This window comes from Pseudoalteromonas sp. P1-8 (assembly GCF_001399985.1).
Lineage (GTDB): Bacteria > Pseudomonadota > Gammaproteobacteria > Enterobacterales > Alteromonadaceae > Pseudoalteromonas.
This window is the reverse complement of the sequence record NZ_LJSO01000008.1, coordinates 87,396-113,779: the sequence shown is the minus strand read 5'-3', so window position 1 is coordinate 113,779 and position 26,384 is coordinate 87,396. Positions and strand designations below refer to the sequence as shown.

The window sequence follows — 26,384 nt, the reverse complement described above, 5'->3', positions numbered from 1 at the left end:
CTTAGGTAAAAATAAACAAGGTAGCCGTTTGTAAACGGACCATTGCAAATTAAGGGCAAAAAAATACCCCAGCGAGCTGGGGTATGTATTTTAACGACTTTTCACTTATTTGGAAGTGTCACAGTTGTGGCTTAACAACATTAGTTCACGAAGTGCCACTGAGAACTTCGCAAAATCATGGCTTTGCGATGTTTTGAACTCAGATAGCATCTGCTTCCAACGTTGTAATAGTAGATCTTGGTTATCCATCCACTCATCAATTTGTGCATCAATGTCTTTGCTGTCTGCAGCAAAGCTATTAAGTACCACAGCTGATAATGTACGTTGTTGCCAATCTAGCTCTTCACGGTAAGAAGCACGAGCAAGTGCTTGCCAGTGGTTCGCAACTGGTTGGTTGGTGATTTGGTCAAGGAACCAATGTAAGCCCATACGCGCACCTAGCTTGAAGTAGGTGTTAGAAACCATATCAATGCTACGCTCTGAATTGTTAGCGATTTCAGCTAAGTCCATTACAGAGAATAAGCTTGATAGTGACACAATACGTGTTGCAAGTGCTTTTGGTACATTGCTGTCAATTAGCTTATCTGCCGCTTTAACTAGGCGCTCGCTTTCTTTTTCAACCATGTAGCTGTTTAAGTTTTCACTTAAATCAGCAAATGTTGGTGCAAAGAACTCAATTGCTTGCTCAATCGTTTGTGCTTTATTGCGATGACGTAAGAACCAACGTGTTGCACGACGAACCGTACGACGTAATTGATATAGCATTTCTGTTTGTACAGCTGCTGGGATCTTATTATCAAGTGCAACAATTGATGACCATGTTTCTGGCATCTCGAACACTTCTTTTGCGATTGAGTAGCAAAGTGCGATTTCAGCTTCGTTAGCACCTGTTTCTTCGTGCATACGAACCATAAAGTTAAGACCCATATCGTTAACGATGTTGTTTGCAAGTTTCGTTGCGATAATCTCTTTACGAAGTGGGTGGTTATCCATTGCATCGTTGAACTTCTCACGAAGTGGCACTGGGAACGACTTAACTAATAACTGACGGTAGTAAGGGTTTTCAGTGATTTCATCAACCACTAGAGACTCTTTAAGAACCATCTTCGCGTAAGAAACAAGTACAGAAAGCTCTGGACGAGTTAAATCTTTACCCGCTGCTGCGCGCTCTGCAAGCTCTTCATCCGTTGGAATGAACTCGATTGCACGGTTAAGCTTGCCATCTTTTTCAAGGGCATGGATGAAACGTACTTTTTCTTTAAGCGTTGACGTACCTTTTGATTGAGTAATCGATAAGGTATGCGTTTGACGGTAACAATCTTTTAATACTAACTCAGACACTTCATCAGTCATTGAATAAAGTAACTCATCACGCTGTTTACGTGTTAAGTCACCTTCAGCAACTAGGCCATTAAGTAAGATTTTGATGTTTACTTCGTTATCTGAACACGCAACACCACCTACGTTATCGATGAAGTCAGTGTTAACGCGACCGCCTTTAGCCGCAAATTCGATACGACCTAATTGAGTCGCACCTAAGTTACCGCCCTCACCTAGGATCTTCGCACCAAGCTCAGAACCGTTAATACGAAGTGCATCATTCGCGCGGTCACCCACATCAGCATCAGTCTCTTTAGAGTTCTTGATGTAAGTACCGATACCACCATTCCAAAGTAAATCAAACTCCATCATTAGAGCTGCTTTGATTAACTCGTTAGGTGTCATGCTCGCTTTCTTAGTGCCAAGCATTTTCTTCATTTCTGGGCTTAAGCTAATTGATTTAGCCGCACGAGAGAAAATACCACCACCTTGAGAAATGAGGTCTTTGTTGTAATCTTCCCAAGAAGAACGCGGTAGATTAAATAAACGCTCACGCTCTGGGTAAGATGTCGCTGCATCTGGGTTTGGATCAACAAAGATGTGCATGTGGTTAAACGCTACTTGTAAGCGAATATGCTTAGAAAGCAACATACCATTACCAAATACGTCACCCGCCATGTCGCCGATTGCCACCACAGTGAAATCAGTTGTTTGACAGTCAATGTCCATTTCACGGAAATGACGCTTAACAGATTCCCACGCACCTTTTGCAGTGATACCCATTTTCTTGTGGTCGTAACCTACTGAGCCACCTGATGCGAATGCATCACCTAGCCAGAAGTTATATTCATTTGCAATGCCGTTAGCGATATCAGAGAAAGTCGCAGTACCCTTATCGGCAGCAACAACTAAATACGGGTCATCTTCATCATGACGAACAACATTAACTGGTGGAACAATCTCACCACGTTCAATGTTATCTGTGATATCTAATAAACCACGGATGAAAATCTTGTAACACTCTTGGCCTTCTTTGAAGAATGCTTCACGGTCTGTCGGTAGCTGTTTACATACGAAACCACCTTTCGAACCTACTGGTACGATAACCGTGTTTTTAACTTGTTGCGCTTTAACAAGACCCAGCACTTCAGTACGGAAATCTTCACGACGGTCAGACCAACGTAAACCACCACGAGCGACTTTACCACCACGTAAATGCACACCTTCAACGCGCGGCGAGTATACAAAGATCTCAAATGCAGGCAGTGGTAATGGCATTTCAGGGATCATAGAAGGCTGAACTTTGAACGATACGTATGACTTAAATTGGCCGTCCGCTTCTTTTTGGAAGAAGTTCGTTCTAAGAGTTGCATTGATCATATCAACGTATAAACGGATGATACGGTCATCATCTAGGTTTGCTACGTTTTCTAGTTCAAGGTTAACTTGTGCTACTAGCTTCTCTAATGTCTTTTCACTACCTGGGTTCTTAACTGAGAACTTTTTAGTGAATAAGTTAACGATTTGCGATGCAATGTGTGGGTAATTTGCAAATGTGCTTTCGATGTAAGTTTGCGAAAAAGTTACACCAATTTGACGCATGTATTTAGCGTAGGCACGAAGAATAGACGCTTCACGACCTGTTAAGCCACCCATTAATACTAAACGGTTGAAACCATCATTTTCTAAACGGTTATTCCACACGTTCGTTAATGCAGCACGGAAACGCGCTGACACTTTATCAAAGTCAGCAATGCCCTTGTTGTCAATTAGCATGGTGAAATCCATGATCCAATTAACTTTACCGTCAGTTGTTTTCACTGAGTAAGGTGTTTCACCTACTACGCGTAAACCAAAGTTTTCTAACATCGGCATTACGTCAGATAAGTGAATTGGCACATCTTTATGGAATAAGCTTAAACGAACAACATTGGTGTTTGCTTCTTCTTGTGGACGGTAGAACAACATCTCAAGTTTGTTCTCGTCGTTTAGAAGTTCTAGCTTTTCAATATCAACAACCGCTGCACTTGGTAAAACCTGGTCTTTATACGCACTTGCAAACGCTTGTGCATATTTACGGTTTAGTTCTTTACCGCGTGCTTCACCTGCGCTTTCAAGTAGTGCAGATTGGAGTCTATCTTCCCAAGTACGGGCAGCTTCAATTAGGTTGTTTTCGATGTCTTTCACGTTATATTCAATATTATTGTCAGTCACACGCACCGTGTAATGTGTACGGGCTAATGTTGACTCAGAGAAGAAAGTAGTAAATTCGACTTTGTCGTCAGAATTAAATGCATTGGCTAAGATACGTTGCGTTTCACGACGTAGTGCCGTGTTATAGCGCTCACGCGGAACATATACCATGCAAGAGAAGAAACGGCCATATGCGTCTTTACGCACAAAAATACGGCACATATCACGCTCTTGTACTTGTAATACGCCCATGGCAACTTCAAGTAGTTCAGCTTCACGTGCTTGCACAAGCTCATCACGTGGATACGTTTCTAAAATATTTAATACCGCTTTGTATGCATGGGTGCCTTTAGCAAAGTCACACATTTCCATAATGCGGTTAATCTTACTTTTCAGTACAGGTACATCAGCGGCGCTGTTGTTGTAAAAGCTTGATGAGAATAAACCAAGGAAGCGATCTTCACCAATTACATTACCCTCATCATCAAAACGCTTAATACCCACGTAGTCGATGTATGCAGGTCGATGTACACGAGACACTGAATTTGTTTTCGTTAAAATTAATAAGTTACTGCTACGCGCTTCTTGGCGCGCTACTTCAGGTAACTCAGAAAGTAAGCGGCTATGCTCTTCGTCTGTGTTTTTCATTAGACCAAGGCTAGTGCCCTTTTTACCTTTTAACTGGTAATCACCTTGCACTGGCGAAAGTTCATATTCACGGTAACCCATTAGCGTAAAGTTATCTTTAGCTAACCAGTCTAAAAACTCTACCGTTTCTGCAACTTCGCTTTCGTTATTATTATGGTGGCGTTTAGGTAAGTCTTTCGTTACCGCAATTAGCTTTTCACGAATTGGCTGCCAATCTTCTACAGCGATAGAGACGTCAACTAACACAGACTCAAGTTCTTTTTTGAAAGACTCAATTACTTTTGCATCTGTTTGACGATCAATTTCGATAAAGAACACAGTTTTTGTCGACGTTGATTCTTGCTCTGCTTTTAAGCTTGAAATACCGGTGATTTTAGCATTTTTATCACGTTGGATTTTCAGCGGAGAGTGAAGTAATAAGTGAGAAGCGATGTTTGCGCGGGTCATGGCCATACGCACAGAATCAACGAGGAAAGGCATGTCTTTCGCGATGATTTCAACAATAGTGTGCGATGACTGCCAGCCATCTTTTGCTACTTCAGGATTGAAAACACGGACAACCGCGTCATCAGAATTATTTTTTTCTAGCGAGTTCCATAGGCTTAGTGCAGCGCCATATAAGTCACTATCGTTGCGATGAGCCAAATCCTCTTTAGACATATTGCTGTACAAGGCTTTGGCGAATTTCTCAACGAGTAACACATTATCAGCGTGAACTTTTTTCTGGATCAGCTTACAGACATTATCTAAGATAACCGAGGCTTGCCCTTCATTTCGTGTCATTGTATGTTCCTTAATCTATACTACTTATCGATTAGTAGAATATTTGTACAGCCATTTATTAGCGTGGAGTCAGGTAAATTCTAACTCTTTTACAGCTAATAAACAGCCTTTTCGATGAAATCATTTTAAGCTTTTCAGCTATTTGGTCATCTATTCACAAAATATAGATATAAATGGCCATTACTGGCCATATTGGAGCACAATTATTCACATTATTTTTTCTGGTCAGTCCAGAGGAAGCTACCAATAGCAGGTAAAAGTAGTACTGCACCCAACATGTTAACCAAAAACATGAAGGTTAGCAGAATACCCATATCCACTTGGAACTTCAGATCAGAGAAAATCCATGTGCTAACACCAATGGCTAAGGTAATACCTGTGAACAGCACTGCACTACCACGCTCTGCTAATGCATTACGATAAGCCACTTCGAGTGCCACACCTTGTTTTAGCTGCCCCATCATTGATGAAAGTATGTAAATCCCGTAATCGACACCAATACCAACACCTAAAGCGATAACTGGTAATGTCGACACTGTTAAACCTATTTCAAGTTGTACCATCAACGCTTGCGCTAAGGTTGATACGATGTACAGAGGTAATACAACCGCGACCGTTGCCTTAACACTTCTAAAGCTAATTAAGCATAGCAGGATTACGGCGCCGTAAACGTAAAGCATCATAGGTAGCTGTGCAGCCGATACCGATTCGTTCGTTGCAGCCATTACACCGACAGGGCCTGACGCCAGCTTAAACTTTAATTCATCGGTTTCTTCAGCCTTAGCAAACTCTTTAACTTTAGCTACCACATGGTCAATTGTTTCTGCTTTGTGGTCATTTAAGAAAATAATCACAGGCATTACAGAGCAGTTTCCATCGAGTAAACCTGAGCTTGTTTCAACCCGTGAAGTAGCTTGCACTAAACTTGCCGTATTGCGCGGCAAGCTTTGCCATTTTAAGTTACCTTCGTTGAAGCCGGCGTTCACAGATTGCGCAACTGAGCTTAAGCTCACAGCCGATTGTACCCCTGCAACGTTTTCCATCTGCCATTGGAAACGACTAATACGCTCCATAACATCATGCTCAGTACACGCAGCAGGATACGCTTCTACAATCACTTTTAGGATATCTGATGAAATGGTGTATTTATCAGAAATCAAAAAGGTGTCTTGGTTATAGCGGGCATCTTGGTGCAAAGATGGCGCACCAGCATGTAAGTCACCAATACGCATTTTGTCAGCTTGCCAGTAACCCACTGCAAATAACACAGCCGTAAAGACGATAATAAAACCAGCTGTTTTACGATCAGTCGCTTTTACTAATAGCTCGCGTAACTTGTCTAGTAGATTTGGTTTGTCTGTGTGAGTACCTGCTTGAATATGCACAGAGCCTTCAAAACGCATGTACGATGCCCATACAGGTAATAAAATTAAGTTGGTGAAAATAATTACCGCCACACCTAAACTTGCTGTGATAGCAAGTTCACGAATAATACCAATATCAATGGTGAGTAAGGTTAAAAAACCAATTGTGTCTGATAGCAGTGCAATACCACCTGGGATCAGAAGTGCTCTAAAGCTTGCCTGACAACAAACCCGAGTTGAACTACCCGTAGACACTTTTTTGCCAATGTCATTGATCATTTGCACGCCATGGCTTACACCAATCGCAAACACTAAAAACGGCACTAAAATTGACATAGGGTCTAAACCAAAGCCTAAGCTTGAAAGCAAGCCTAACTGCCAAACAACAGCAATGATTGAACAGGCAATTGGTAAAATAGTCAGTTTTAAAGAATGGCAGAACAGCCAAACCATTACGAATGTGAAAGCAATGGCAATAGCAAAAAATAACAGTACCCCTTTAGCACCCTCTGCTACATCCCCTGCCATTTTCGCAAAACCGATAATATGAATACTGACCTTGTCAGTACTTAGCGGTTCACGAACTTGTGTTTCTAGCTTTTCTGCAAACGCTAAAGTATCTAGTTTTTCTTGTGTTTGTGGATCAGTTTCAAGTAGCTGGGCGGTTACCATCGCACACGAGTAGTCACTGGCAATCATACGGCCAACGACTTTTGCTTTTTCGATGTTTTCTTTTACAACCGCAAGACCACGTTTATCAGCGGTAAAGTTTGCCGGAATAATTGGACCGCCAGCAAAACCATCTTCAACCACTTCAACAAAGCGCGCACTCGGTGCGAAGATTGAATTAACTAACGGGCGATTTACACCAGGAATAAAGTAAAGCTGATCATGAACTGCTTTAAGTTGGGTGAAAAATTCCTCATTAAAAATATCACCATCTGCATCACAGACAGAAATCAAAATGCTGTTTGCTCCACCAAACTGTTTTTCATGTTTGGTGTAAACTTTCATGTAGTCATGATTAAGCGGAATATTTTTATTAAAAGAAGCGTCTAATTGTATTTGTGTTGCTTTGAATAATAAGAAACAGGTGATCAAAGCAAAGGAAATAATTGCGAATAAGCGATGACGAAACACCGCTCTTTCTAAAATATCTAAAAAACCACGCATTACGGATTCAACTCCTTCACTTTAATGCCATTTTCTGAAGCCATAACTAGTTTGTCTTGAAACACAACACCATCAAGTAACGATTTACCATCGGCCATTTGTTGTTCTGTTAATTGGCCATTCTCAATTTGGAAAATCACTCCGCTGTTGGCAAATAATAACCACTGGTTGTTGTATTTAATCGCGCTATTCACGGTTGCATAATTGTCGTGTGGTATTTGTTGCCATTGATCACTGCCGGCTTGTCGAGTGAAAATGTTGCCTCGAAGGCCTGCAACTAGATCTTCACCACCTTGATCTGCAGTTGACGCAAACGTAAAGAAAGAGCCCATATAGATCTCTTCAAGACGCTGCCAGGTTTGACCATTGTCGAAACTTTGTGCCATTAAACCCATCTCACCGGCTAGAAATAGACTCTCCTCAGTTTTAACGATGCGATTAAAATGTGGCAGTATTGAAGCTGTTTCAATTTCATAGCCTTCTGGGTCACTGTCTTTTAAATCATTGAGGTATTCACGGTCTTCTTCAAATAACAGGCTATCTAAAAAACGCTTCTGCCAAGTTTGGCCACCATCGTTAGTTTCAAAAAACATTCCATATGCACCGACTGCATAGCCATGTTGTTCAGTAGTAAATAAAATATCTAAACATGGCTTATCCATGTTTGGTAAAGATTGCTGTAACTGCCAGGTTTTTCCTGCATCTACAGTATTAATGATGGTTGCATCATGACCACATGCCCAGCCTAAATCGTTATTATAAAAATCAACCGCTGTTAGCAGCACTTGAGTAGGCACACTGGCTTGTTGCCAAGTTTGAGCGTCTGTACTTGTGATAACCACACCGTGTTTACCAACTGCAATGAGATTTGGGCCAGCTAGTTCAATGTCGGTGAGAAGAGTTTTGTTTGCGTTAACAGCGCTAATCGCTTGTTGCGGCATAGGCATGTCTTGAGCAAAACATGAAGCACTATAAGCAAGACAGGCATAAAGCAAATACTTCATAAAGATAAATCGCCTTCGAAAAAATAAAAAGAGAAGTCAAAAAAGCCACTGAGAAATCTATTGCGTTACTGATGACTTACGCGAATTGCAAAAGGCACCTGGGGTCAGGTGCCTTAATTTGATTAACGACCTTCGCGGCGTAATGCGCTTGAAGTAAACTCGTTATCGTTGAATGATTGTGAGAAATCATACATTTTTTCTTGGTTGTCTAAACCAATTGCTAAATAACGACGAGAGTTAAGGTCATGGTAAACTTCTAACGTACTCCAATGAGTTGGTACTTCATAGTAGTTAAGACCATGCGCCATCGCTACACGATACATTTGATCACGGTTATCATAGATATCCGTTACATGAACTTGCCAGCTATCTTCATCAATATAGAAAACACGTTTTTTATAGATATGACGCGTGCCCTCTTTCAGGTTCGCTTCAACAACCCAAACACGGTGTTTTTCATAACGAACATGTTCAGGATTGATATGACCTGCTTGCAGAATATCATCGTAGCTTAGTTTGTCACTGTGAAGCTTATAGCTGTTATAAGGAATATAAAGCTCTTGCTTACCTTTTAATGTCCAGTTGTAACGATTTGGAGAACCGTTGAACATATCAAAGTCATCAGTTGTACGTAAGCTATCTGCAGCTGTACCCGGTGCATCATAGGCAACATTAGGTGCACGACGAACACGACGCTGACCTGAGTTGTATGTCCATGCTTGGCGTGGCGTTAAGATTTGGTCCATTGTTTCATGAACTAGTAACGCAGTACCAGCAAGACGCGCTGGCTCAGTTACTTTTTGCTTAAACTTAAACAAGATATTAGATTCTTGTAGCTTTTCAGGCGTTGCTTCAGGTGATGAATACTCAACTAACAGTTGCTCATCAAAACCTACATAGTTATATGAACCAGATGCTGTCGGTGCAGCTTGACCACCAGAACGCTCAATTGATAAACCACGGAAACGTAATAAGTGGTTCCAAATCGCTTCTAAGCCATCTTTAGGGATTGGGAACGGAACACCCACAGCGGTATTTTTAATACCGTTACCGCCCTCTACTAACTCAGCTGTCGTTGCATATTTTTTAGTTGCATCATATACAAACTGAGGATACGACGCGCTACGACGCGTTGGATAGATGTTCATTTTGAACGTATCAGGATAGGTATTGAATAATTCAATTTGACCTGGGCTCAAGTAATCTTTGTACTCAGCTACATTCGATTTATCAATCGTGAATAAGATTTTATCATCAGCAAACGGATCAGGATGATGCATTCCCGGTTTATAACCAGCAGGTGGTGTTGTGATACCACCATCCCAAGCTGGAATTGAACCATCTTTATTCGCAGCTTTTTCTGCGCCAATAGGAGTTAAATCTTTACCTAAACGTGCCGCTTCATCAGCGGTAATTTTTGCAAGTACACTTGAGCTTGCGAAAACGCCACAAAATGCTGCAGCAATGAGGGTAGGTTTTCTAATAATCATAATTTACCCTTAGATTGAATATTTAATATTGAAAGATACATAATCGCGGTCAGAGAAAGTATTCGTTGCACCACCACCCCAGAATGAGTTGTAGCTAAAGTCGAACGACCACGCATTTTGATAGTTGAAGTTCATAGTAACACCGAGCGATTTACGGTCTTCAACAAATAAGAACATTGGATCAGGTGTAATACCATTCACATCGTGCGAGAACACAAAACGTGGTGAGAAGTTAACACCACTGAAAAAGTTATAATAATCACCTTTCGCAATTAAACGATAACCCCATGCAGAAGCCGTTGGGAACGGGTTCGTTTCAGGACCATTAGAAAGACCTAAGTGCAGTGTTGAATAATCATCACTTAATGGGCCTTGCATAATACCGCTTCGACCAGTACCAGCAACATTTAAACGAAGCTCATCGTAATCTGGCATATCGTTAATGCGTACACCACCAATTTCACCAACTACCGCCCAGCTATCAGCTCCAAGTGAAGGACCAAATAGGTGTGTTGCTGTAAATTGTAATTGTGCAGTGTTACGTAGGATAAATCCTTGTGCTACTTCACCAGGGCCTACAACGCTTGTAGCATCGCCTGGGCTCATTTGTGAAATACCAGCAAAGTCAGGACGAATACCTGCAACTGCTAATTGCTCTGGCATACCCGCATATAACAGCTCTACGTCATCAATTTGCAGAGGCTCATCTTGGCGGAATGCAAATTCACCAGCAAGTGCCGTTTCGCCCACAGATGTGTTGAAGCTAAGACCGTACAGTTTAATATCTTCAGGATATTCTAACTGACCTTTAGTGAATGCTTGAAGGCTAGTTACATTATCTTCTGTGATATCTGTAGTTAATAACATACCGATATCAGCAGCGATTGCCGCATCAGTGAAGTTTGATACCTGACCAGAAATTACCGGACGACGGCTATGATAGTTAATGTGGTATAACGCCACTTCAGTGTCGTTTAATTCAGGTAAGTACATACCTAAACGTAAACCATACTGGCCACCATCGTCTGGCTCGTTTTTACCTGCACCACCTTTGCCTTTTAACGCCACTTTGGTTGGGTAAGCTAGGTACATTTGCGCCATCATTGCTTGGCCTTGTGCAGATGTAGGATCAACACCTTGCGAGCGAACAATGTCATCTAAATTATTTAAGCTTTCAGTTAAGAATGCTAAATCAATATCCGGGTTAGACGTGAAGCCCAATTGGATATTTTGCTGATAACCATTTTCTGACGCAAAATCGTTCGTCGAGAAGTATGTACCAGCCGCTGGAAGACGTGTTTCATGCCATTCATATTGGTAGAAACCTTCTAGCGTTAAGTTATCTGTGATGCCTAGTGATGCCCAAAGCATACCAACAGGTATGAAAGCTTCTTTTAACTCTGCACCTGGCGCTTTTAAACGATCGATATCAACAGGGTTAACGTTAATACCATGAGAAATCAAGGTACTCTCACCCCAGTTCACAACTTGTTGGCCTAAACGAATAGACAGCGGGTTACGGCCTTCATTTAAATCAAAGTTTGCCCATACATAAGCGTCTAGTAAACGTAAATCAGCACACACTTGTTCTTTTGTGTCGTCATCGTCACATGGGTCTACTTTGTTACCTGATGTTGGGTTGCTATAAGCGTAATCACCATCCATCAAGGCAAAGTCGTAAAAGTACATAAAGCGAGTGAAGAAACCAAAATTATCTTTGCTGATTGATAACTCATGGTTACCTTTTAATAATTTTGAGAATGAATCACCACTATCAAAATTGAGGTTACCTGCATCACCATTATTTGAGTATGCACCTGGTTGGTTCCATACATCAGCAGAAGAATAAATTGGATTTAAAGCAGAATGATAACCCGTCCAGTCAAATGAAGGATTATTACTCTTACCTATATGTTGAAAATCTCGGTCTTCAACACGAATGCTTTGGCCATAAGAGAAGTTAGAGTCAAAACGTATATCGAAGTCACCTAACTCAAAGTTTGCCGCATGCAAAGATGTGCTTGAGAGTCCGAGTGTAGCCGCCGCGAGTCCCAAAGCTATTTTGTTTTTAACAAAAAGCGATCGTTTTATCATTGTGTTCATCCCCCTGTAACGGGTTGTTTTGTGATCAAATTGTTGTTTTTAGTATCTTTCTAACGATAGAAGCGAAACAGTAAAATTACAATATAGAACGCGTTCAATCGGTTAATATTTATTTAAAAATGTGACGTTTACGTATTGGTAAGACGTCATACCAGATATTTTATACACGTAAATTAACAATAGAACAAATCGAATTAACAAAAATATAATAAATTTAGCGAATTGGGGACAGTGAAATTTAGCATTTTGGGCGACAAATATTACAAAAAAAGCAGCTAATGCTGCTTTTTTAACTAATTTTCTCGAGTTTTAAAAACTGATTATCAGCCGTTAATGTCAACCTAAAGCGCCCTCTTATTCCTAGTGAAGAAATAAAAGGACGCAAATGGTGAGCGTCAAAGCGAACTGTCTTGCCACCATCCTCTGTAACTTGCACAGATTTATATTTACCATGATAGTAATCAAGACACTCTGAGTAACTCAGATACAAGGCAAAATAGTACTCTGTCATTAACTTTCGAGTGCTTTCTCTACTTTTTCAAACAGATCATCACTGAGGCCGTCTAAATCAGCTAAACGTTGAAGTTGTGCTTTCATTGCCGCAGAACGATTTTCATCATAGCGTTTCCATGACATAAATGGCGTTAGCATGCGTGATGCATTTTGCGGATTAATATCGTTAAGCTTCACTAATAAGTCACCTAATAGCTGATACCCTTCACCATCGGCTCGATGGAATTGAGTGATATTAAAGTGGCTAAAGCTACCAACCAAAGCACGAACACGGTTAGGATTACCGAAGTCAAAACTTGGGTGATCATAGAGCGCTTTAATATCGCTGATACTCGTTGCTGAATCTTTCATCGCTTGCAGTGCAAACCATTTATCCATAACGAGCACATCATGACGCCATTTAGCATCAAACTCTGTTAAAAGCGTATCACATAGTGAGTGATTTGCTTTTACAACAGCACTTAATGCAGCAAGTGCATTGGTCATATTATTACTGTGGGCAGACTCTTCGATAAGGCCATTAACGTCGCTGTGATTTGTTTTCGCTAAATAGTGTAAACAAAGTTGCTTAAGAGCACGCACTGCAACGGCTGTAGCAGATGTTGAACCATCATCTTCAAGCGCGTTATAACAATTAACCAATGATTCTGTTAGGAAGTTGGCAATTTGAGATTCAAATGCATTTTGAACAGCAATAATGTCATCAACAGGGATGACAGCATATTCAGCTGCAAGAGTATCGTAGCTAGGCAGTTTTAACAGCTCCGCAATCAGCGCAAGGTCACCTTCACGATTATCAACTAGTAGCTTTAATGCCGACAAGATATCATCCGATAAGCAAGCTTCACCACTGGCAATCGCCGCTTTCATTTCATTAGTAAATAAGCGCTGCTGAGCATCCCAACGTGAAAAGTCACTGCGAGCAAAACGCATAATATGTAACAGATCCGCTGCAGATGTATTTTGATTAACGATGCATGGCGCAGAGAAATCTTCTAGTAGCACTGCGACTGGGCGCTGTTTAATGCCCTCAAAAACAAACTGCTGTGTTTTTTCTGTGACATTCAATACCGAATCTTGTGGCTGATTATCAATCACAAGTGGTAGAGACTGCCCTTCACTATCTAAAAGTTCAATAGCAAAAGGAATATGCAGTAAGGCATTGTTAGGCTGATTATCAGGTGCAAACTGTTCAATGCTTAATGTGAAAGTTTGGTTTTGTTCATCATACGCTTGCTCTACATTGAGCTTAGGTGTACCCGCTTGACTATACCAGCGCTTAAATTGCGTTAAATCAATGCCAGACGCATCACTCATGGCAGCGACAAAATCATCACAAGTAACTGCTTGTCCGTCATGGCGCTCGAAATACAATGCCATACCTTGTTGGAACTTTTCTTCTCCAAGTAAGGTGTGCATCATGCGAATAACTTCAGCCCCTTTGTCATACACAGTCACTGTATAAAAATTATTCATTTCAATGACTTTTTCAGGGCGAATTGGGTGAGCCATAGGGCCTGCATCTTCACTAAACTGGTGAGTACGCATTACTTTAACCGCATCAATACGATTAAGCGCACGTGAGCCTAAGTCGCTACTAAACTCTTGGTCACGGAAAACCGTTAAGCCTTCTTTTAAAGACAACTGGAACCAGTCACGGCAAGTCACACGGTTGCCGGTCCAGTTATGGAAGTACTCGTGACCTACAATTGATTCAATCGTATGGTAATCTTTGTCTGTAGCTGTTTCTTGATTAGCAAGAACACATTTAGAGTTAAAGATATTCAGGCCTTTATTTTCCATTGCGCCCATGTTGAAGAAATCAACGGCAACAATCATGTAAATATCTAAATCGTATTCAAGGTTAAAGCGCTCTTCATCCCATTGCATTGATTTCTTTAAAGAAGTCATGGCATGAGGCGTTTTTGATAAATTACCTTTATCAACAAACAAGGCTAATTCAACTTTTCGTCCAGACTGCGTCGTGTAATGGTCACGTAATACGTCAAAATCACCGGCGACTAATGCAAATAAGTAGCTAGGCTTTTTAAATGGGTCTTGCCATTTTACAAAATGACGACCGTCATCTAAGTTACCTGATTCAATTTGGTTACCATTAGACAGCAAGTGAGTGTACTTTTTGTCGGCAATAATGGTTACATCAAAGCTAGCAAGCACGTCTGGGCGGTCAAGGTAATAAGTAATCTTTCTAAAACCTTCTGCCTCACATTGCGTACAGTAAGCACCACCCGACAAGTACAAACCTTCTAACGAGGTATTCGTTTGCGGGTCAATATGGTTTTCAATTTTCAGAATAAAGCTTTCAGGTAAGTTATGAATGATCAGCTTTTCATCTTCAAGCGTGTAATCATCATACGCTTTGTCATCAACCATCAATGAAATTAGCGTTAAATCAACACCATCTAGCGCAAGATCTGCATTGCTTTCATCGGTACGATTGATTGTCATTGTTGACTGCACTGATGTTTTCAAAGGGGCTAATTCGAAGCGTAAATCGATGTGTTGGATTGAGAATTGTGGGGCTTGGTAATCTTTTAAATATTGAGCTTGAGGTTTACTCGTAGCAGACATTACTGACTCCAAATGGCCCTGCTTAGCAGGGCCTAAATAGTTTATTCGGCGTTAGCTTCTTGTTTAAGATGTTTTGGGGTAATACGTAAAATTTTAATACCAAAATAGGCATAAACAACCGCTAAGAATGGATTAATTAAATTAAAGAACGCGTACATTGCATAGTCAAATGGATTGATTAGTAAAACACTTTGCATATAGGCACCACAGGTATTCCAAGGAATAAGTGGGCTAGTAATTGTGCCGCCATCTTCTAACGTGCGAGATAAGTTAACAGGCTTTAAACCGCGTTTTTCATATTCATCTTTAAACATACGACCAGGAACAACAATCGCGATATATTGGTCTGCTGCAACCGCATTGGTACCAATACACGTTGCAATCGTTGCAGTGATAAGAGAACCGGTGCTTTTAGCAATTTTTAAGATGCTCTTAACGAACATATCAAGTAAGCCGGTTTTTTCCATGATAGCGCCAAACATCAAGGCCGTCATAATCAGCCAAGTGGTTGTTAGCATGCCAGCCATACCACCACCGCTTAATAGTGAATCCATTTTTTCATCGCCAGTGTCAATGCTGAAACCATCAAAGAACGTTGTCCAAACTAATTTGAAGTAACCAATTGCTTGTCCTTGTGATGCATCAATTTGGCTATTAATTAAATCTGATTGAAACAACATAGCCCAAATAGCACCAAGCACGGCACCAATCGAAATAGCTGGGAAAGCTGGCATCTTACGAATTGCTAAAAACAGCAACACCACCAGTGGTACTAGCATTTCAAAACCAATATTAAAGTTTTGTTCTAGCAAATTAACGATTTCATCAATACGTCCAGCTTCAGCTGAACCACCGGCATTAAAGCCCATAAAAATAAAAATGATTAACGCAATAATGAAGCTTGGCACTGTAGTCCAAAGCATGTGATGGATATGCTCAAATAAATCTGCCCCTGCCACTGCTGGTGCTAAGTTTGTTGTTTCAGAAAGCGGGCTTAATTTATCACCAAAGTAGGCACCAGAAATCACCGCACCTGCTGTGACAACTTGTTCTAAACCAAGACCGGTTGCAACACCTAATAGCGCCACACCAATAGTCGCTGCTGTGGTCCAAGAGCTACCAATACTCATAGCGACAATGCCACAAATTAAACAACTAGCGGCATAGAACCAACTTGGGTTGATAATTTGTAAGCCATAGTAAATTAGAGTGGGTACTGTGCCTGATAACAGCCAAGTACCAATTAAGGCACCCACCATTAATAATATAATGATTGCTCCAAGGGATAAGGTGATCCCCTCAATCATAGCTTGTTCTAGTTTCTTCCAGGTGTAACCATTTTTTAAGCCTATTAATGCCGCGGTAAATGTAGCGAATAATAAAGCAATTTGGTTAGGACCTGATGATGAATTATCACCGAATAAATAAACAGCAGCGCCTAATAGGCACACGAGCACAGTAATTGGGATTAAGGCATCTAAAAAACTGGCCTGTTTAATTGGCTTCTCTTCAATTGAATTCAAAAGATAGTCTCCTACACGTCTTATGTGGCGTGTTTAATTATTATTGTAAGCTTTGACGCAAAACTTCAGTGGCCTTATGCAGCCAGATTTTGTGATTATACCAATCTAACCTGTTTTAGGTAGCAAAAAAGGCGCTTAAGCGCCTTTTTATTAATCGATATTGCTAATTTATTGCTAATTATTTCTTAGCGATACGACCATATTTTATATAATCTTGGGTGATTAATGCGGCTTCTTCTAAGAAAGGGTCTAGCTCGTCAAGGCTATCAGGTAAATCGTCAAGCTTCTCTACTGGCTTTTCTCCAAGGCGAACAAGTCGTTCATTAGCACGTTCTAACGCGCGTTCTTCACCTTCGTCTTTCTCTTTTAGACGCGTCGCTTCAACCAATGAGATAGTCTTACGGTCTTTCTCTTCTTGATAGCGTTTAATATCAGCAAACACATAACCAAATTCAGGCTCATCTGCAATACGCGCATCATGAAGCTTATTAACGTAAGCAATCGCTGGTTTTAGGTTATCAACCGAGTTGTACTTAGCACGTATGATGCTATCCCAAGGTAGCGCGTTGTCTTGTTGACTCTCGCCCCACTCTGATGGCTCAATTGCCGATGGGAATGACACATCTGGAATAACGCCTTTGTGCTGTGTGCTTCCGCCATTAATTCGGTAGAATTTTGCAATGGTATACTGCACGCTACCTAATGGATGATCATATAAGTCATAAGCACGGCCAAGTGGTTTGTGCTGCTGTACAGTACCCTTACCAAAGGTTTGCTCACCAATCACAATAGCACGGCCGTAATCTTGCATCGCTGCTGCAAAAATCTCTGAGGCAGATGCGCTGTAGCGATCAACCAACACAGTAAGTGGGCCATCATAAAAAGTGACGCCGTCACGGTCTTTTTGCTCTTCAATACGATTATTTAGCGTATGAATTTGTACTACAGGACCTTGATCGATAAATAAGCCAGAAAGCTGAGTCGCTTCGTAAAGTGAACCGCCGCCGTTTTGACGTAAATCGATGATGATACCGTCTACTTTGGCTTCTTTTAATTTTGCAATTTCAACTTTAACGTCTTGTGATAGGTTGTTATAGAAACCTGGGATTTCAATCACACCAATTTTGCTGGTTAAGTCTGAATATTTTGCTTCAAATACTTCAGATTTTGCAGCGCGGTCTTCTAAGCGAATTTTATCACGCGTGATTTCAACCACTTTTGGTGTTCCGTGGGCATCCGCCCCTTTTAAATATTGCAGGCGAACTTTTGTCCCTTTAGGGCCTTTGATTAAATCAACTACGTCATCTAAACGCCAGCCAATCACATCAACAAATTCTTCACCTTCTTGAGCAACACCAATAATACGGTCATCTGCTTTAATTTGTTCAGACTTATCAGCCGGACCGCCAGGTACTAAGCTACGGATAACTGTGTAGTCTTCATCATAACTAAGTACCGCACCAATACCTTCTAATTCAAGATCCATGTCCATCTTGAATTGCTCAGCGCGACGAGGTGATAAATAAGAGGTATGCGCTTCAATGCTTCGTGCGAATGAATTCATCACGATTTGAAAAGCATCTTCACTGTTAGTTTGTACTAAACGCTTTTGCGCGTTGTGGTAGCGTTTGGTCAAGACTTCTTTAATGCCTTGCCAATCTTTACCGGTCATTTTTAATCGTAAAGCATCGTATTTAACGCGCTGACGCCAAAGTTCATCAAGCTCAGCTTGGCTTGTTGCCCAGTTTGCGTCTTCGCGGTCAAATAGATACTCATCTTCTTTATCGAACTTCATTTCGTTTTCAAGTAACGATAAAGAATAGTCATAGCGTTCAAAACGACGTTTTAAACTTAAGTTAAAAATATCAAAGGCAAATCCCAATTTACCTGTCGACAATGCATTATCAAATTGGTCTTTATATTGCTCAAACGAGGCAATGTCAGACGCTAAAAACACATTTTTATTGTAGTCGAGAGATTCAATATAACGATCAAAAACCTTCTCAGATAATTCATCGTTAAATTTAATTGGCTTGTAGTGTGCACGAGTAAATAAGTTTGTCACCCGTTTGCTTGCCGTACTATGTTGGCTTTCTTGCTTGAGTACTGGCAGGTCTTTTTCAGTCAGATTGTCTGATGATGCCAGTAATGAACCTGAAAACAGGGCAGCGACTAACGGAATGAGCGTAAACTTTTTACTCATACACAACTCCTTTATTTTTTACAGCTATTAAATGATATACAGGCTGTCTGCTTTGGTCTTAACTTGCATCCCTGTTACTAACTCAACGTGAACTTCATCTTTATTCACTTCAGTAATAACCGCGTTTACAAGTGCTTGGCCAAGTTTAACTTTAACTTTGCTATTAACCTTGACCTCTGAGGCAGGTAAAGGTTCAACTTTTCCTGAACGTTTTGCAGGAGCAGCTTTAGCAGGCTTATTATTTACTTTAGCGCCTTTTTCGCCAGATTTAGCGTGGTGACCACTATTCTTTTTGTAAGATTTTGTGTCACCGTCTTTACGTGGACGTTGTGGCTTCTTACGCTTTGCCATTTTAGCGCGGCTTTCTTCTAACGCTTTTTGTGCGTGCTCAATGTGCTCTTGTTCTACTTTTTCGTCTTGATTACCATCAAGATCGATACGGAACTCAGACTTAGTTACAGCTTCTAAATAGCGCCAGTTTGAGGTGTACTTTCTTAGTGCTTGACGAACCTGAGTTTTACTTACTTTCTCAGAACCTTCAATACGCTCAGCGATATCTTTAAAAATACCTACTTTAAGCGGCTGAATACCGTCTTTTTGTTTAAAACATTTTGGAAATTCTTGGTATAAGAAATCCAGTACTTCATTAATATCTTTTAGCTTGTTTGTGGTTTCCATGTTAGAACCTTTTATTACATCTTTTCATCAAGTGATGAATCGACATAGTGTGTTACCCAGTCGGTCAACTCTTCGAAGTCCGCTTCAATAAGCGCTAAATCACCTCGAAGGTGTTCCCAAATACCATTTATAATTTCATCAATTGATTCACAGTCAAGGTCATCTGGTAGACGCTCCCATGCCATGTGAATCAAGTCGTTGAGCCTTTCGGCAACAACTTCTTCTTCCCCTTCCCAATCACCAACATCTTGGATTGCAAAGAGGTAATCTTGCACATTTAGCAGATCTTTCATTTTAGATTTGCCTCAAAGCACTTTACCAATGCTTCTAAACCAGCTTGATCATCAGCATCGAATCGCGCAATGCTTGGGCTGTCGATATCAAGTACAGCAAATACTTTACCGTCTTTGAAAATCGGCACAACTACTTCAGAGTTAGATGCAGCATCACAGGCAATGTGACCGGCAAATGCATGCACGTCTTCAATGAGTTGTGTTTGTTGTGTTTGCGCGGCAGTTCCACATACCCCTTTACCTACTGGAATACGGATACATGCAGGATTACCTTGAAACGGCCCTAGCACTAATTCTTCAGGTGAATCCATTAAATAAAAGCCCGCCCAATTGATATCCTCTAGAGAGGTAAATAACAGCGCACTAATATTTGCCATGTTGGCAATAACATTTGATTCACCAGTGATTAGCGACTCAGTTTGTTTAACTAATGACTGGTAAAAATCTTGCTTTTGCATACCAAACTACTTCTTATTAAACATACAGTAGCTAAAGGTACTCTTTGTAGACGACAAATGAAACCTTTTAAGGGCAAAAAAAAACATTTTGCCCTCAATTTCAGTCAGCTTGATTAAATATTCTGCTATTGATGAGAAGATTGTGATGTAAGGCCCTGTCTTAAACCAAATAAAAACAGTCCAGCTGCCAGAGCAGACATCACAGCATTGACTATAAAAGCCATACCTGTTGTAGCGCTAAGTAAGTAGCTGAAAATAGCGCCACCTAGTAAGCCAAGTGTCAGAACACCTGAATAATTAACCTTTGCATACTTATACATAAGTAAATAACCAGGTACCACAAACGCTGCCATAGTAAGACCTACAATGTGGGCATTGGCGATTGCGCTAACGAATAAGTTAAAGAAAATGTTTAAACCATTTCCTTCAAGTGTAAACGCATAATAAAGACCCAAGATACAACCGATGATCACAGGCGATAATAAAGAAAGTCCTACACTCTTTGCTAAACGATGTTTCATAAATTCCCTAATGTCACAAAGATAATACGAGAAGTGTTAAGCATGGACTAACTAGTTAAAATGCGAAATATCGACAATAGTCGTAATTTGCAGAACAAATGAAAAGCACAAGAAACAAAAAAGCCGCTGAATAAATTCAGCGGCTTCAATGATGGTGGAGAGATAGGGATTTGAACCCTAGAGGGGCTACAAACCCCTGCCGGTTTTCAACACCGGTGCATTNCCCTGCCGGTTTTCAAGACCGGTGCATTCGACCACTCTGCCATCTCTCCGACGGCGTGCATAATAGATAAAGCGGCCGTGCTTGTGAAGCTTTTTTTTCAAAAAACTGTTTAAGTGATTAAAAAACAATTAATTTGCTCAGCATTAGTACAGCAGCGTTTAGATTATGCGCAACATTGAACTTTTCAATTATTTATCTTGTCTATTGATCCACAATAGTTTGCCCAAATATATAACTCTTGATAGGCTTAGTTCAGTTTAATAATTGGAACTAACGAACGTATAAGTTCATTTAAAGGAGCTCTAACAATGGCGTTTAATCAATCGTACAATACTGCAAGACCAGTAATGTCGACTATTGAAACCAATAAAGTTTTAAAGAATACCTATTTCTTACTGGCGATGACACTGGCATTTAGCGCAGTGACAGCAGGTATATCAATGGCAATGAATCTACCTTATTTTATGGGGTTAGTATTTAGTTTGATTGCATTCGGTGTACTTTTTGTTGTTCACAAAAAAGCAGACAGTGCATCAGGTGTTGCTTGGGTATTTGTTTTCACAGGTTTAATGGGCGCAGGACTTGGTCCAATGCTTAACTACTACGCTGCAATGCCAAATGGCCCTATGCTTATTATGCAAGCGTTAGGCTCTACTGCGTTAATCTTCTTTGGTTTGTCGGCTTATGCGCTTACCACTAAAAAAGACTTCTCATTTATGGGTGGCTTTTTAACTGTGGGTTTAATCGTGGTTATTATTGCAAGCCTAGTTAACTTATTTATTGGCAGCTCAATTACCTTTATGGTTATTAATGCTGCAGTTGTGCTAATCATGTCTGGTTTAATCTTATTTGATACTAGCCGCATTATTAATGGCGGCGAGACTAATTACATTCGCGCAACAGTTGCTTTATACCTGAACGTGTATAATTTATTTACGTCTCTTCTTCACCTACTTGGTGCAAGTGATGACTAATTAAATAGTTCTGCTAAAATAGCCCCTTTCTAGGGGCTTTTTTATTGGATGCGTTTTGGCACAATTTGTACTTTCTCTTCATACCGCGCCGACCGATCACGACACAACTCAACGGCTAATTAAATTTGCACAGGCCTGTCTTGACTCTGGTCACTCAATTGCAGCTATCTTTCTTTATCAAGCTGGTGTTTACCACGCAAGTAACCATTTAGAACTTGCCAGCGACGAGCTTCCAATTAATCGTTTGTGGCAGTCGTTAAGTGAGCAAGAGATCCCTCTACTGCTATGTGTCACTGCTGCTGAAAAGCGTGGTTTAGATATCGATAACACAGGCGTGTTTACCGTCGCTGGGCTTGCAGAATTTGCGATGCTTGTCAGTGAAGCGGATAAATGGGTGCAATTTAAATGAAAAACATTTTAGTAATAAGCCAACATAGTCCATTTGATGATCAACATATTCGTGACTCACTCGACACGACACTGATTTTTGCTGCTATTGAACAGAACATTAGTTGGCTTCTAAGTGGTGAGGCTGTTTTAGCTTTGAAAAAAAATCAACAGCCAGAGCAACTTGGCATAAAAAACTATTTTAAAACCATTAAAACCCTTGAGTTATACGATGTTGAAAACATATATGTATGTGAAAAGTCGTTAATGGATTTTAACCTTTCAGAAGATAGTCTGATTATCGATGTTAAAGTAGCTAACTTTGAGCAACAGCGTGAATTAATTACAGAGCAGCATCAAGTGGTGACCTTATGAGTACCTTGCATATTTTTTCAAAACCCTTAGCTCACTATTGCAATAATATGTTGGCAAATTTGATTTCTTCGCAAGATACAGTGCTACTTGTTAGTGACGCTTGTTATAACAACATGCAGTTTAAGCAATTCTCTTCAGCAATTCATTTACTTGAAGAAGACGCTGTAGCCCGTGATATTTCATTTAATCAAGGCGATATCGCAATAAACTATGCACAATTTGTAGAAATGACTTTAAACGCAAAAAACACGATTACTTGGTAAACCATGCTTGAATTTAATAACAAACAGATAGAAACAGACAAACAAGGGTATTTACTTGATTCAAATGATTGGTGTGAAGAGCTTGCACCTATTATTGCTGAACAAGAGAACATAACCTTAAGTGAGCAGCACTGGGAAGTTGTGCATTTTGTGCGTGATTTTTACGTAGAGTACAACACTAGCCCTGCAATACGCATGCTGGTCAAAGCAATGGCCCAAAAGCTAGGTGAGGAAAAAGGTAATAGCATGTATTTGTATAAGCTATTCCCTAAAGGCCCAGCAAAGCAAGCGACTAAAATTGCAGGTTTACCTAAACCCGCTAGGTGTATTTAATGGTTAATAAAGCCAATAGCAAACCACGCCGCAGCAGCGGACGAACTTATTCAAGGCCGACTCAAAAACGCCAAGTTAAAAAAGCAATTAGGCCTGAGCAGCGCAAAGTGGTGCTATTTAACAAACCATTTGATGTGCTTTGCCAATTTACCGATGACCAAAACCGCAAAACGCTTGCCGACTTTATTACTATTAAAGACGTGTATGCAGCAGGACGCTTAGATAGAGATAGCGAAGGACTGTTGCTACTTACCAACTGCGGTAAATTACAACACACACTCACTGAACCCAATAAAAAAACAGCTAAAACTTATTGGGTGCAAGTAGAAGGTGATGTTACTGATGAGGCTATCTTTGCACTTAACAAAGGTGTAGAGCTTAAAGATGGCATGACCAAGCCTGCCAAAGTTAGACGTATTGACGAGCCGTCAATTTGGCCTCGTACTCCGCCCGTTCGCGAGCGTAAAAACATTCCAACCAGCTGGTTAGAAATCTCTATCACTGAGGGGCGTAATCGCCAAGTTCGCCGTATGACAGCGCATGTTGGCTTCCCTACTTTGCGATTAATTCGTTACAGCATTGGTAACTATACCCTTGATGGATTAGAGAATGGCCAGTTTAAAGTAGTGAACAACCCTGATGCATAAACCCAATGTCACAGTGGCCGCCATCGTCACATGCCAAGACAATTTTTTACTTGTTAAAGAGCGCGATAAACACACAGGTGATATTTGCTATAACCAGCCTGCGGGTCATTTAGAAACCAATGAAACCTTAGCAGAAGCAGCTCATCGCGAACTTATTGAAGAAACAGGCATTAGCCTTAATGCCAATCACCTTGTTGGCATTTATAATTTGCATGCCGCAAATGGCGTTCACTATATGCGTTTTAGCTTTGCTTTTAATAGCCCAGAGCTATTTGAACCATCTCCCCAAGATGATGACATTCTTAGCGCAGATTGGTTTAGCCTTGAGCAAATTAAAAACCTGCCTCTTAGAAGCCCTCTGGTTTTAAAATGCATTGAAGATCATTTAGCTGGTAAAGCCTACCCACTTAGTTTGATTTACCAATAACCACTGTGATTTTAGCTGGTTTGGGTGTCTAAAAGTTTGCTATGCCCAAACCACTATTACTTGCAATCAATACCTTGCCTAAATCGCTTTTAATTCCAACTGAAACTCGCATCTTGAGGTTATCGGCCTTTCCATAGCAGTTAAAAAATGACAGCGAATATTATGAGCGAAAATAGTCACATTAAAGTCATCGTGGGTATGTCCGGCGGTGTTGATTCTTCTGTATCAGCGTATTTATTAAAGCAACAAGGCTATCAAGTTGAAGGCCTGTTCATGAAAAACTGGGAAGAAGACGATAATGATGAATATTGCGCTGCAGCTGAAGACCTACAAGACGCACAAGCTGTGTGCGATAAGCTAGGTATTGAGCTTCACACTGTAAATTTTGCAGCCGAATACTGGGACAACGTGTTTGAATACTTTCTAGCAGAGTACAAAGCAGGTCGTACACCAAACCCAGACATCATGTGTAATAAAGAAATCAAATTCAAAGCATTTTTAGAATTTGCAGCACAAGCACTTGGTGCTGATTACATCGCTACTGGCCACTATGTTCGCCGTGAAAAGCGCGGTGATAAATTTGTAATGTGTCGTGGCCTTGATGACAACAAAGATCAAAGCTATTTCTTATACACTCTAAGCCATGAGCATATCGCGCAAACACTTTTCCCTGTTGGCGATATTGCTAAGCCTGAAGTCCGCCGCATCGCTGAAGAGCAAGACTTAATCACTCACGATAAAAAAGACAGTACCGGTATTTGTTTTATTGGTGAGCGTAAATTTAAAGACTTCTTACAGAAGTTCTTACCAGCACAGCCAGGTAAAATTGAAGATACCGATGGCAATGAAGTGGGTGATCACGAAGGTTTAATGTACCACACACTTGGTCAACGTAAAGGTCTATTAATTGGTGGCATGAAAGAAGGTTCGGGTGAACCTTGGTATGTAGTTGATAAAGACGTTGATCGTAACGTATTAGTTGTTGGTCAAGGTAAAGACCACCCTCGCCTTTACAGCAATGGTTTAAATGCAAACCAGCTTCACTGGGTTGACCGCGAAGGTCCTAAAGGGACCACACGCTGTACTGTTAAAACTCGTTATCGCCAAGAAGATATCAGCTGTACTTTACTTGTTGGTGAAGATGGTATGGCACGCGTACTATTTGATGAGCCACAAAAAGCAGTGACACCGGGCCAATCAGCCGTATTCTACGCTGACGAAGTATGTTTAGGTGGTGGTATTATTGATTCGGTGATCAAATAATGACAGAGCACCAAGTCATGGCTTTAGCTGCCATGTGTCAAGTTGCTAAACAAGTACAAAAAGTTGCGCAATATGGCCAAGGCAGTGATCACGAATTAGAAAAATTACTAAACTGTATTGTCGAAACATCACCAAATAGCCCTGAAGACGTGTATCAGGGTAAACATAATTTACGTGAAGGCTATCGCATTTTGATTGCACAGCTTTCTGCCGGCGCAGACAAAGACGTCGAAATCGTAAAATATGTGGGTGGTTTAATGCAATTAGAACGTGCATTAAGTTCAAAACAAAACAGCTTAAATGAATTAGGTCGTCGCATTGATGATGTTAAACGCCGCCTCGACCACTTTGCTATCACAGATGATACTGTAGTAGCAGCGCTTGCTGATATTTACTCATCGGTGCTAAGCCCCCTTGGGCATCGTATTCAAGTGTATGGCAAGCCAGAGTTATTAAAACAGCAGCTCACGCAAAACAAAATTCGTGCCCTATTATTGGCCGGAATTCGTAGTGCCGTGTTATGGCGACAAATGGGCGGAAAACGCCGTCACTTTTTCTTTGCAAAAAGAAAAATCCTCGCCATTGCTAAACAATCAATTTAATTATCGTTCAAACTAGACAATTTAGGAGTCA

General features: G+C 40.7%; 22 protein-coding genes and 1 tRNA gene. 9 read left to right on the top strand and 14 right to left on the bottom strand.

The features are described from left to right. Positions 1-105 precede the first annotated feature (105 nt). The 14 genes from AN213_RS12730 to AN213_RS20180 form a co-directional block, all read right to left on the bottom strand. On the bottom strand, positions 106-4,944 hold the full coding sequence (locus tag AN213_RS12730; protein WP_054561586.1) for an NAD-glutamate dehydrogenase: 4,839 nt from the start codon (positions 4,942-4,944) through the stop codon (positions 106-108). A gap of 212 nt (positions 4,945-5,156) precedes the next feature. Then, entirely contained in the window at positions 5,157-7,481 is a 2,325-nt protein-coding gene (locus tag AN213_RS12725; RefSeq protein ID WP_054551390.1) for an RND family transporter, read from the bottom strand. Further along, a complete protein-coding gene (locus AN213_RS12720; RefSeq protein ID WP_055198767.1) occupies positions 7,481-8,485 on the bottom strand; it encodes a YCF48-related protein in 1,005 nt (334 codons plus the stop codon). The genes AN213_RS12725 and AN213_RS12720 overlap by 1 nt, the downstream gene beginning before the upstream one ends. 122 nt (positions 8,486-8,607) lie before the next feature. Further along, the gene (locus AN213_RS12715) at positions 8,608-9,972 is read right to left on the bottom strand and encodes a DUF1329 domain-containing protein (RefSeq protein ID WP_054562000.1); all 1,365 of its coding nucleotides are present in this window, start codon (positions 9,970-9,972) and stop codon (positions 8,608-8,610) included. A 12-nt stretch (positions 9,973-9,984) separates the two neighbouring features. Then, positions 9,985-12,069 carry a DUF1302 domain-containing protein gene (locus AN213_RS12710; RefSeq protein ID WP_054561588.1) on the bottom strand — a complete coding sequence of 695 codons (2,085 nt, stop codon included), beginning with the start codon at positions 12,067-12,069 and terminating at the stop codon, positions 9,985-9,987. A gap of 298 nt (positions 12,070-12,367) precedes the next feature. Next, positions 12,368-12,589 (bottom strand): DUF2835 domain-containing protein, encoded by a 222-nt coding sequence (locus tag AN213_RS20075; RefSeq protein WP_082423021.1) that lies wholly within the window; start codon positions 12,587-12,589, stop codon positions 12,368-12,370. Next, positions 12,589-15,183, bottom strand: a complete 2,595-nt coding sequence (pepN, locus tag AN213_RS12705; protein WP_055198766.1) for an aminopeptidase N — start codon at positions 15,181-15,183, stop codon at positions 12,589-12,591. Before pepN ends, AN213_RS20075 begins: the two co-directional genes overlap by 1 nt. Before the next feature lie 41 nt (positions 15,184-15,224). After that, positions 15,225-16,706, bottom strand: coding sequence for a Na+/H+ antiporter NhaC (nhaC, locus tag AN213_RS12700; RefSeq protein ID WP_054561590.1), 1,482 nt, complete (start codon positions 16,704-16,706; stop codon positions 15,225-15,227). A gap of 178 nt (positions 16,707-16,884) precedes the next feature. Further along, complete coding sequence (gene prc, locus AN213_RS12695) at positions 16,885-18,909, bottom strand: carboxy terminal-processing peptidase (RefSeq protein WP_054561591.1); 2,025 nt, start codon at positions 18,907-18,909, stop codon at positions 16,885-16,887. Between the two features lie 27 nt (positions 18,910-18,936). Next, positions 18,937-19,587: an RNA chaperone ProQ gene (proQ, locus tag AN213_RS12690; RefSeq protein WP_055022158.1), complete on the bottom strand. Its 651-nt coding sequence runs from the start codon at positions 19,585-19,587 to the stop codon at positions 18,937-18,939. Between the two features lie 14 nt (positions 19,588-19,601). Further along, positions 19,602-19,880, bottom strand: coding sequence for a hypothetical protein (locus tag AN213_RS12685; protein WP_054561593.1), 279 nt, complete (start codon positions 19,878-19,880; stop codon positions 19,602-19,604). Then, a complete protein-coding gene (locus tag AN213_RS12680) occupies positions 19,877-20,338 on the bottom strand; it encodes a GAF domain-containing protein (RefSeq protein ID WP_054561594.1) in 462 nt (153 codons plus the stop codon). The genes AN213_RS12685 and AN213_RS12680 overlap by 4 nt, the downstream gene beginning before the upstream one ends. Positions 20,339-20,463: 125 nt before the next feature. Then, complete coding sequence (locus AN213_RS12675) at positions 20,464-20,859, bottom strand: hypothetical protein (protein ID WP_055198765.1); 396 nt, start codon at positions 20,857-20,859, stop codon at positions 20,464-20,466. 152 nt (positions 20,860-21,011) lie between these two features. After that, a tRNA-OTHER gene (locus AN213_RS20180) sits at positions 21,012-21,131 on the bottom strand. Positions 21,132-21,390: 259 nt separating this feature from the next. Here AN213_RS20180 and AN213_RS12670 point away from each other — a divergent pair. From AN213_RS12670 to hflD, 9 genes are all read left to right on the top strand, one after another. Further along, positions 21,391-22,056, top strand: a complete 666-nt coding sequence (locus tag AN213_RS12670) for a Bax inhibitor-1/YccA family protein (RefSeq protein WP_054561596.1) — start codon at positions 21,391-21,393, stop codon at positions 22,054-22,056. Positions 22,057-22,111: 55 nt separating this feature from the next. Beyond that, complete coding sequence (gene tusD / locus AN213_RS12665) at positions 22,112-22,465, top strand: sulfurtransferase complex subunit TusD (protein ID WP_054551401.1); 354 nt, start codon at positions 22,112-22,114, stop codon at positions 22,463-22,465. Further along, positions 22,462-22,818: a sulfurtransferase complex subunit TusC gene (gene tusC, locus AN213_RS12660; protein WP_054561597.1), complete on the top strand. Its 357-nt coding sequence runs from the start codon at positions 22,462-22,464 to the stop codon at positions 22,816-22,818. Before tusD ends, tusC begins: the two co-directional genes overlap by 4 nt. A gap of 47 nt (positions 22,819-22,865) precedes the next feature. Next, positions 22,866-23,081 (top strand): DsrH/TusB family sulfur relay protein, encoded by a 216-nt coding sequence (locus AN213_RS12655; protein WP_236702925.1) that lies wholly within the window; start codon positions 22,866-22,868, stop codon positions 23,079-23,081. 3 nt (positions 23,082-23,084) lie between these two features. Then, on the top strand, positions 23,085-23,414 hold the full coding sequence (locus tag AN213_RS12650) for a TusE/DsrC/DsvC family sulfur relay protein (RefSeq protein ID WP_054561599.1): 330 nt from the start codon (positions 23,085-23,087) through the stop codon (positions 23,412-23,414). Continuing rightward, a complete protein-coding gene (locus tag AN213_RS12645; RefSeq protein ID WP_055198764.1) occupies positions 23,414-24,061 on the top strand; it encodes an rRNA large subunit pseudouridine synthase E in 648 nt (215 codons plus the stop codon). The genes AN213_RS12650 and AN213_RS12645 overlap by 1 nt, the downstream gene beginning before the upstream one ends. Beyond that, positions 24,054-24,488, top strand: a complete 435-nt coding sequence (locus AN213_RS12640) for an NUDIX hydrolase (RefSeq protein ID WP_055198763.1) — start codon at positions 24,054-24,056, stop codon at positions 24,486-24,488. The genes AN213_RS12645 and AN213_RS12640 overlap by 8 nt, the downstream gene beginning before the upstream one ends. A gap of 162 nt (positions 24,489-24,650) precedes the next feature. Then, entirely contained in the window at positions 24,651-25,751 is a 1,101-nt protein-coding gene (mnmA, locus tag AN213_RS12635) for a tRNA 2-thiouridine(34) synthase MnmA (RefSeq protein WP_055198834.1), read from the top strand. After that, positions 25,751-26,353 (top strand): high frequency lysogenization protein HflD, encoded by a 603-nt coding sequence (gene hflD, locus AN213_RS12630; RefSeq protein ID WP_054561602.1) that lies wholly within the window; start codon positions 25,751-25,753, stop codon positions 26,351-26,353. Before mnmA ends, hflD begins: the two co-directional genes overlap by 1 nt. The last annotated feature ends 31 nt before the right edge of the window (positions 26,354-26,384 follow it).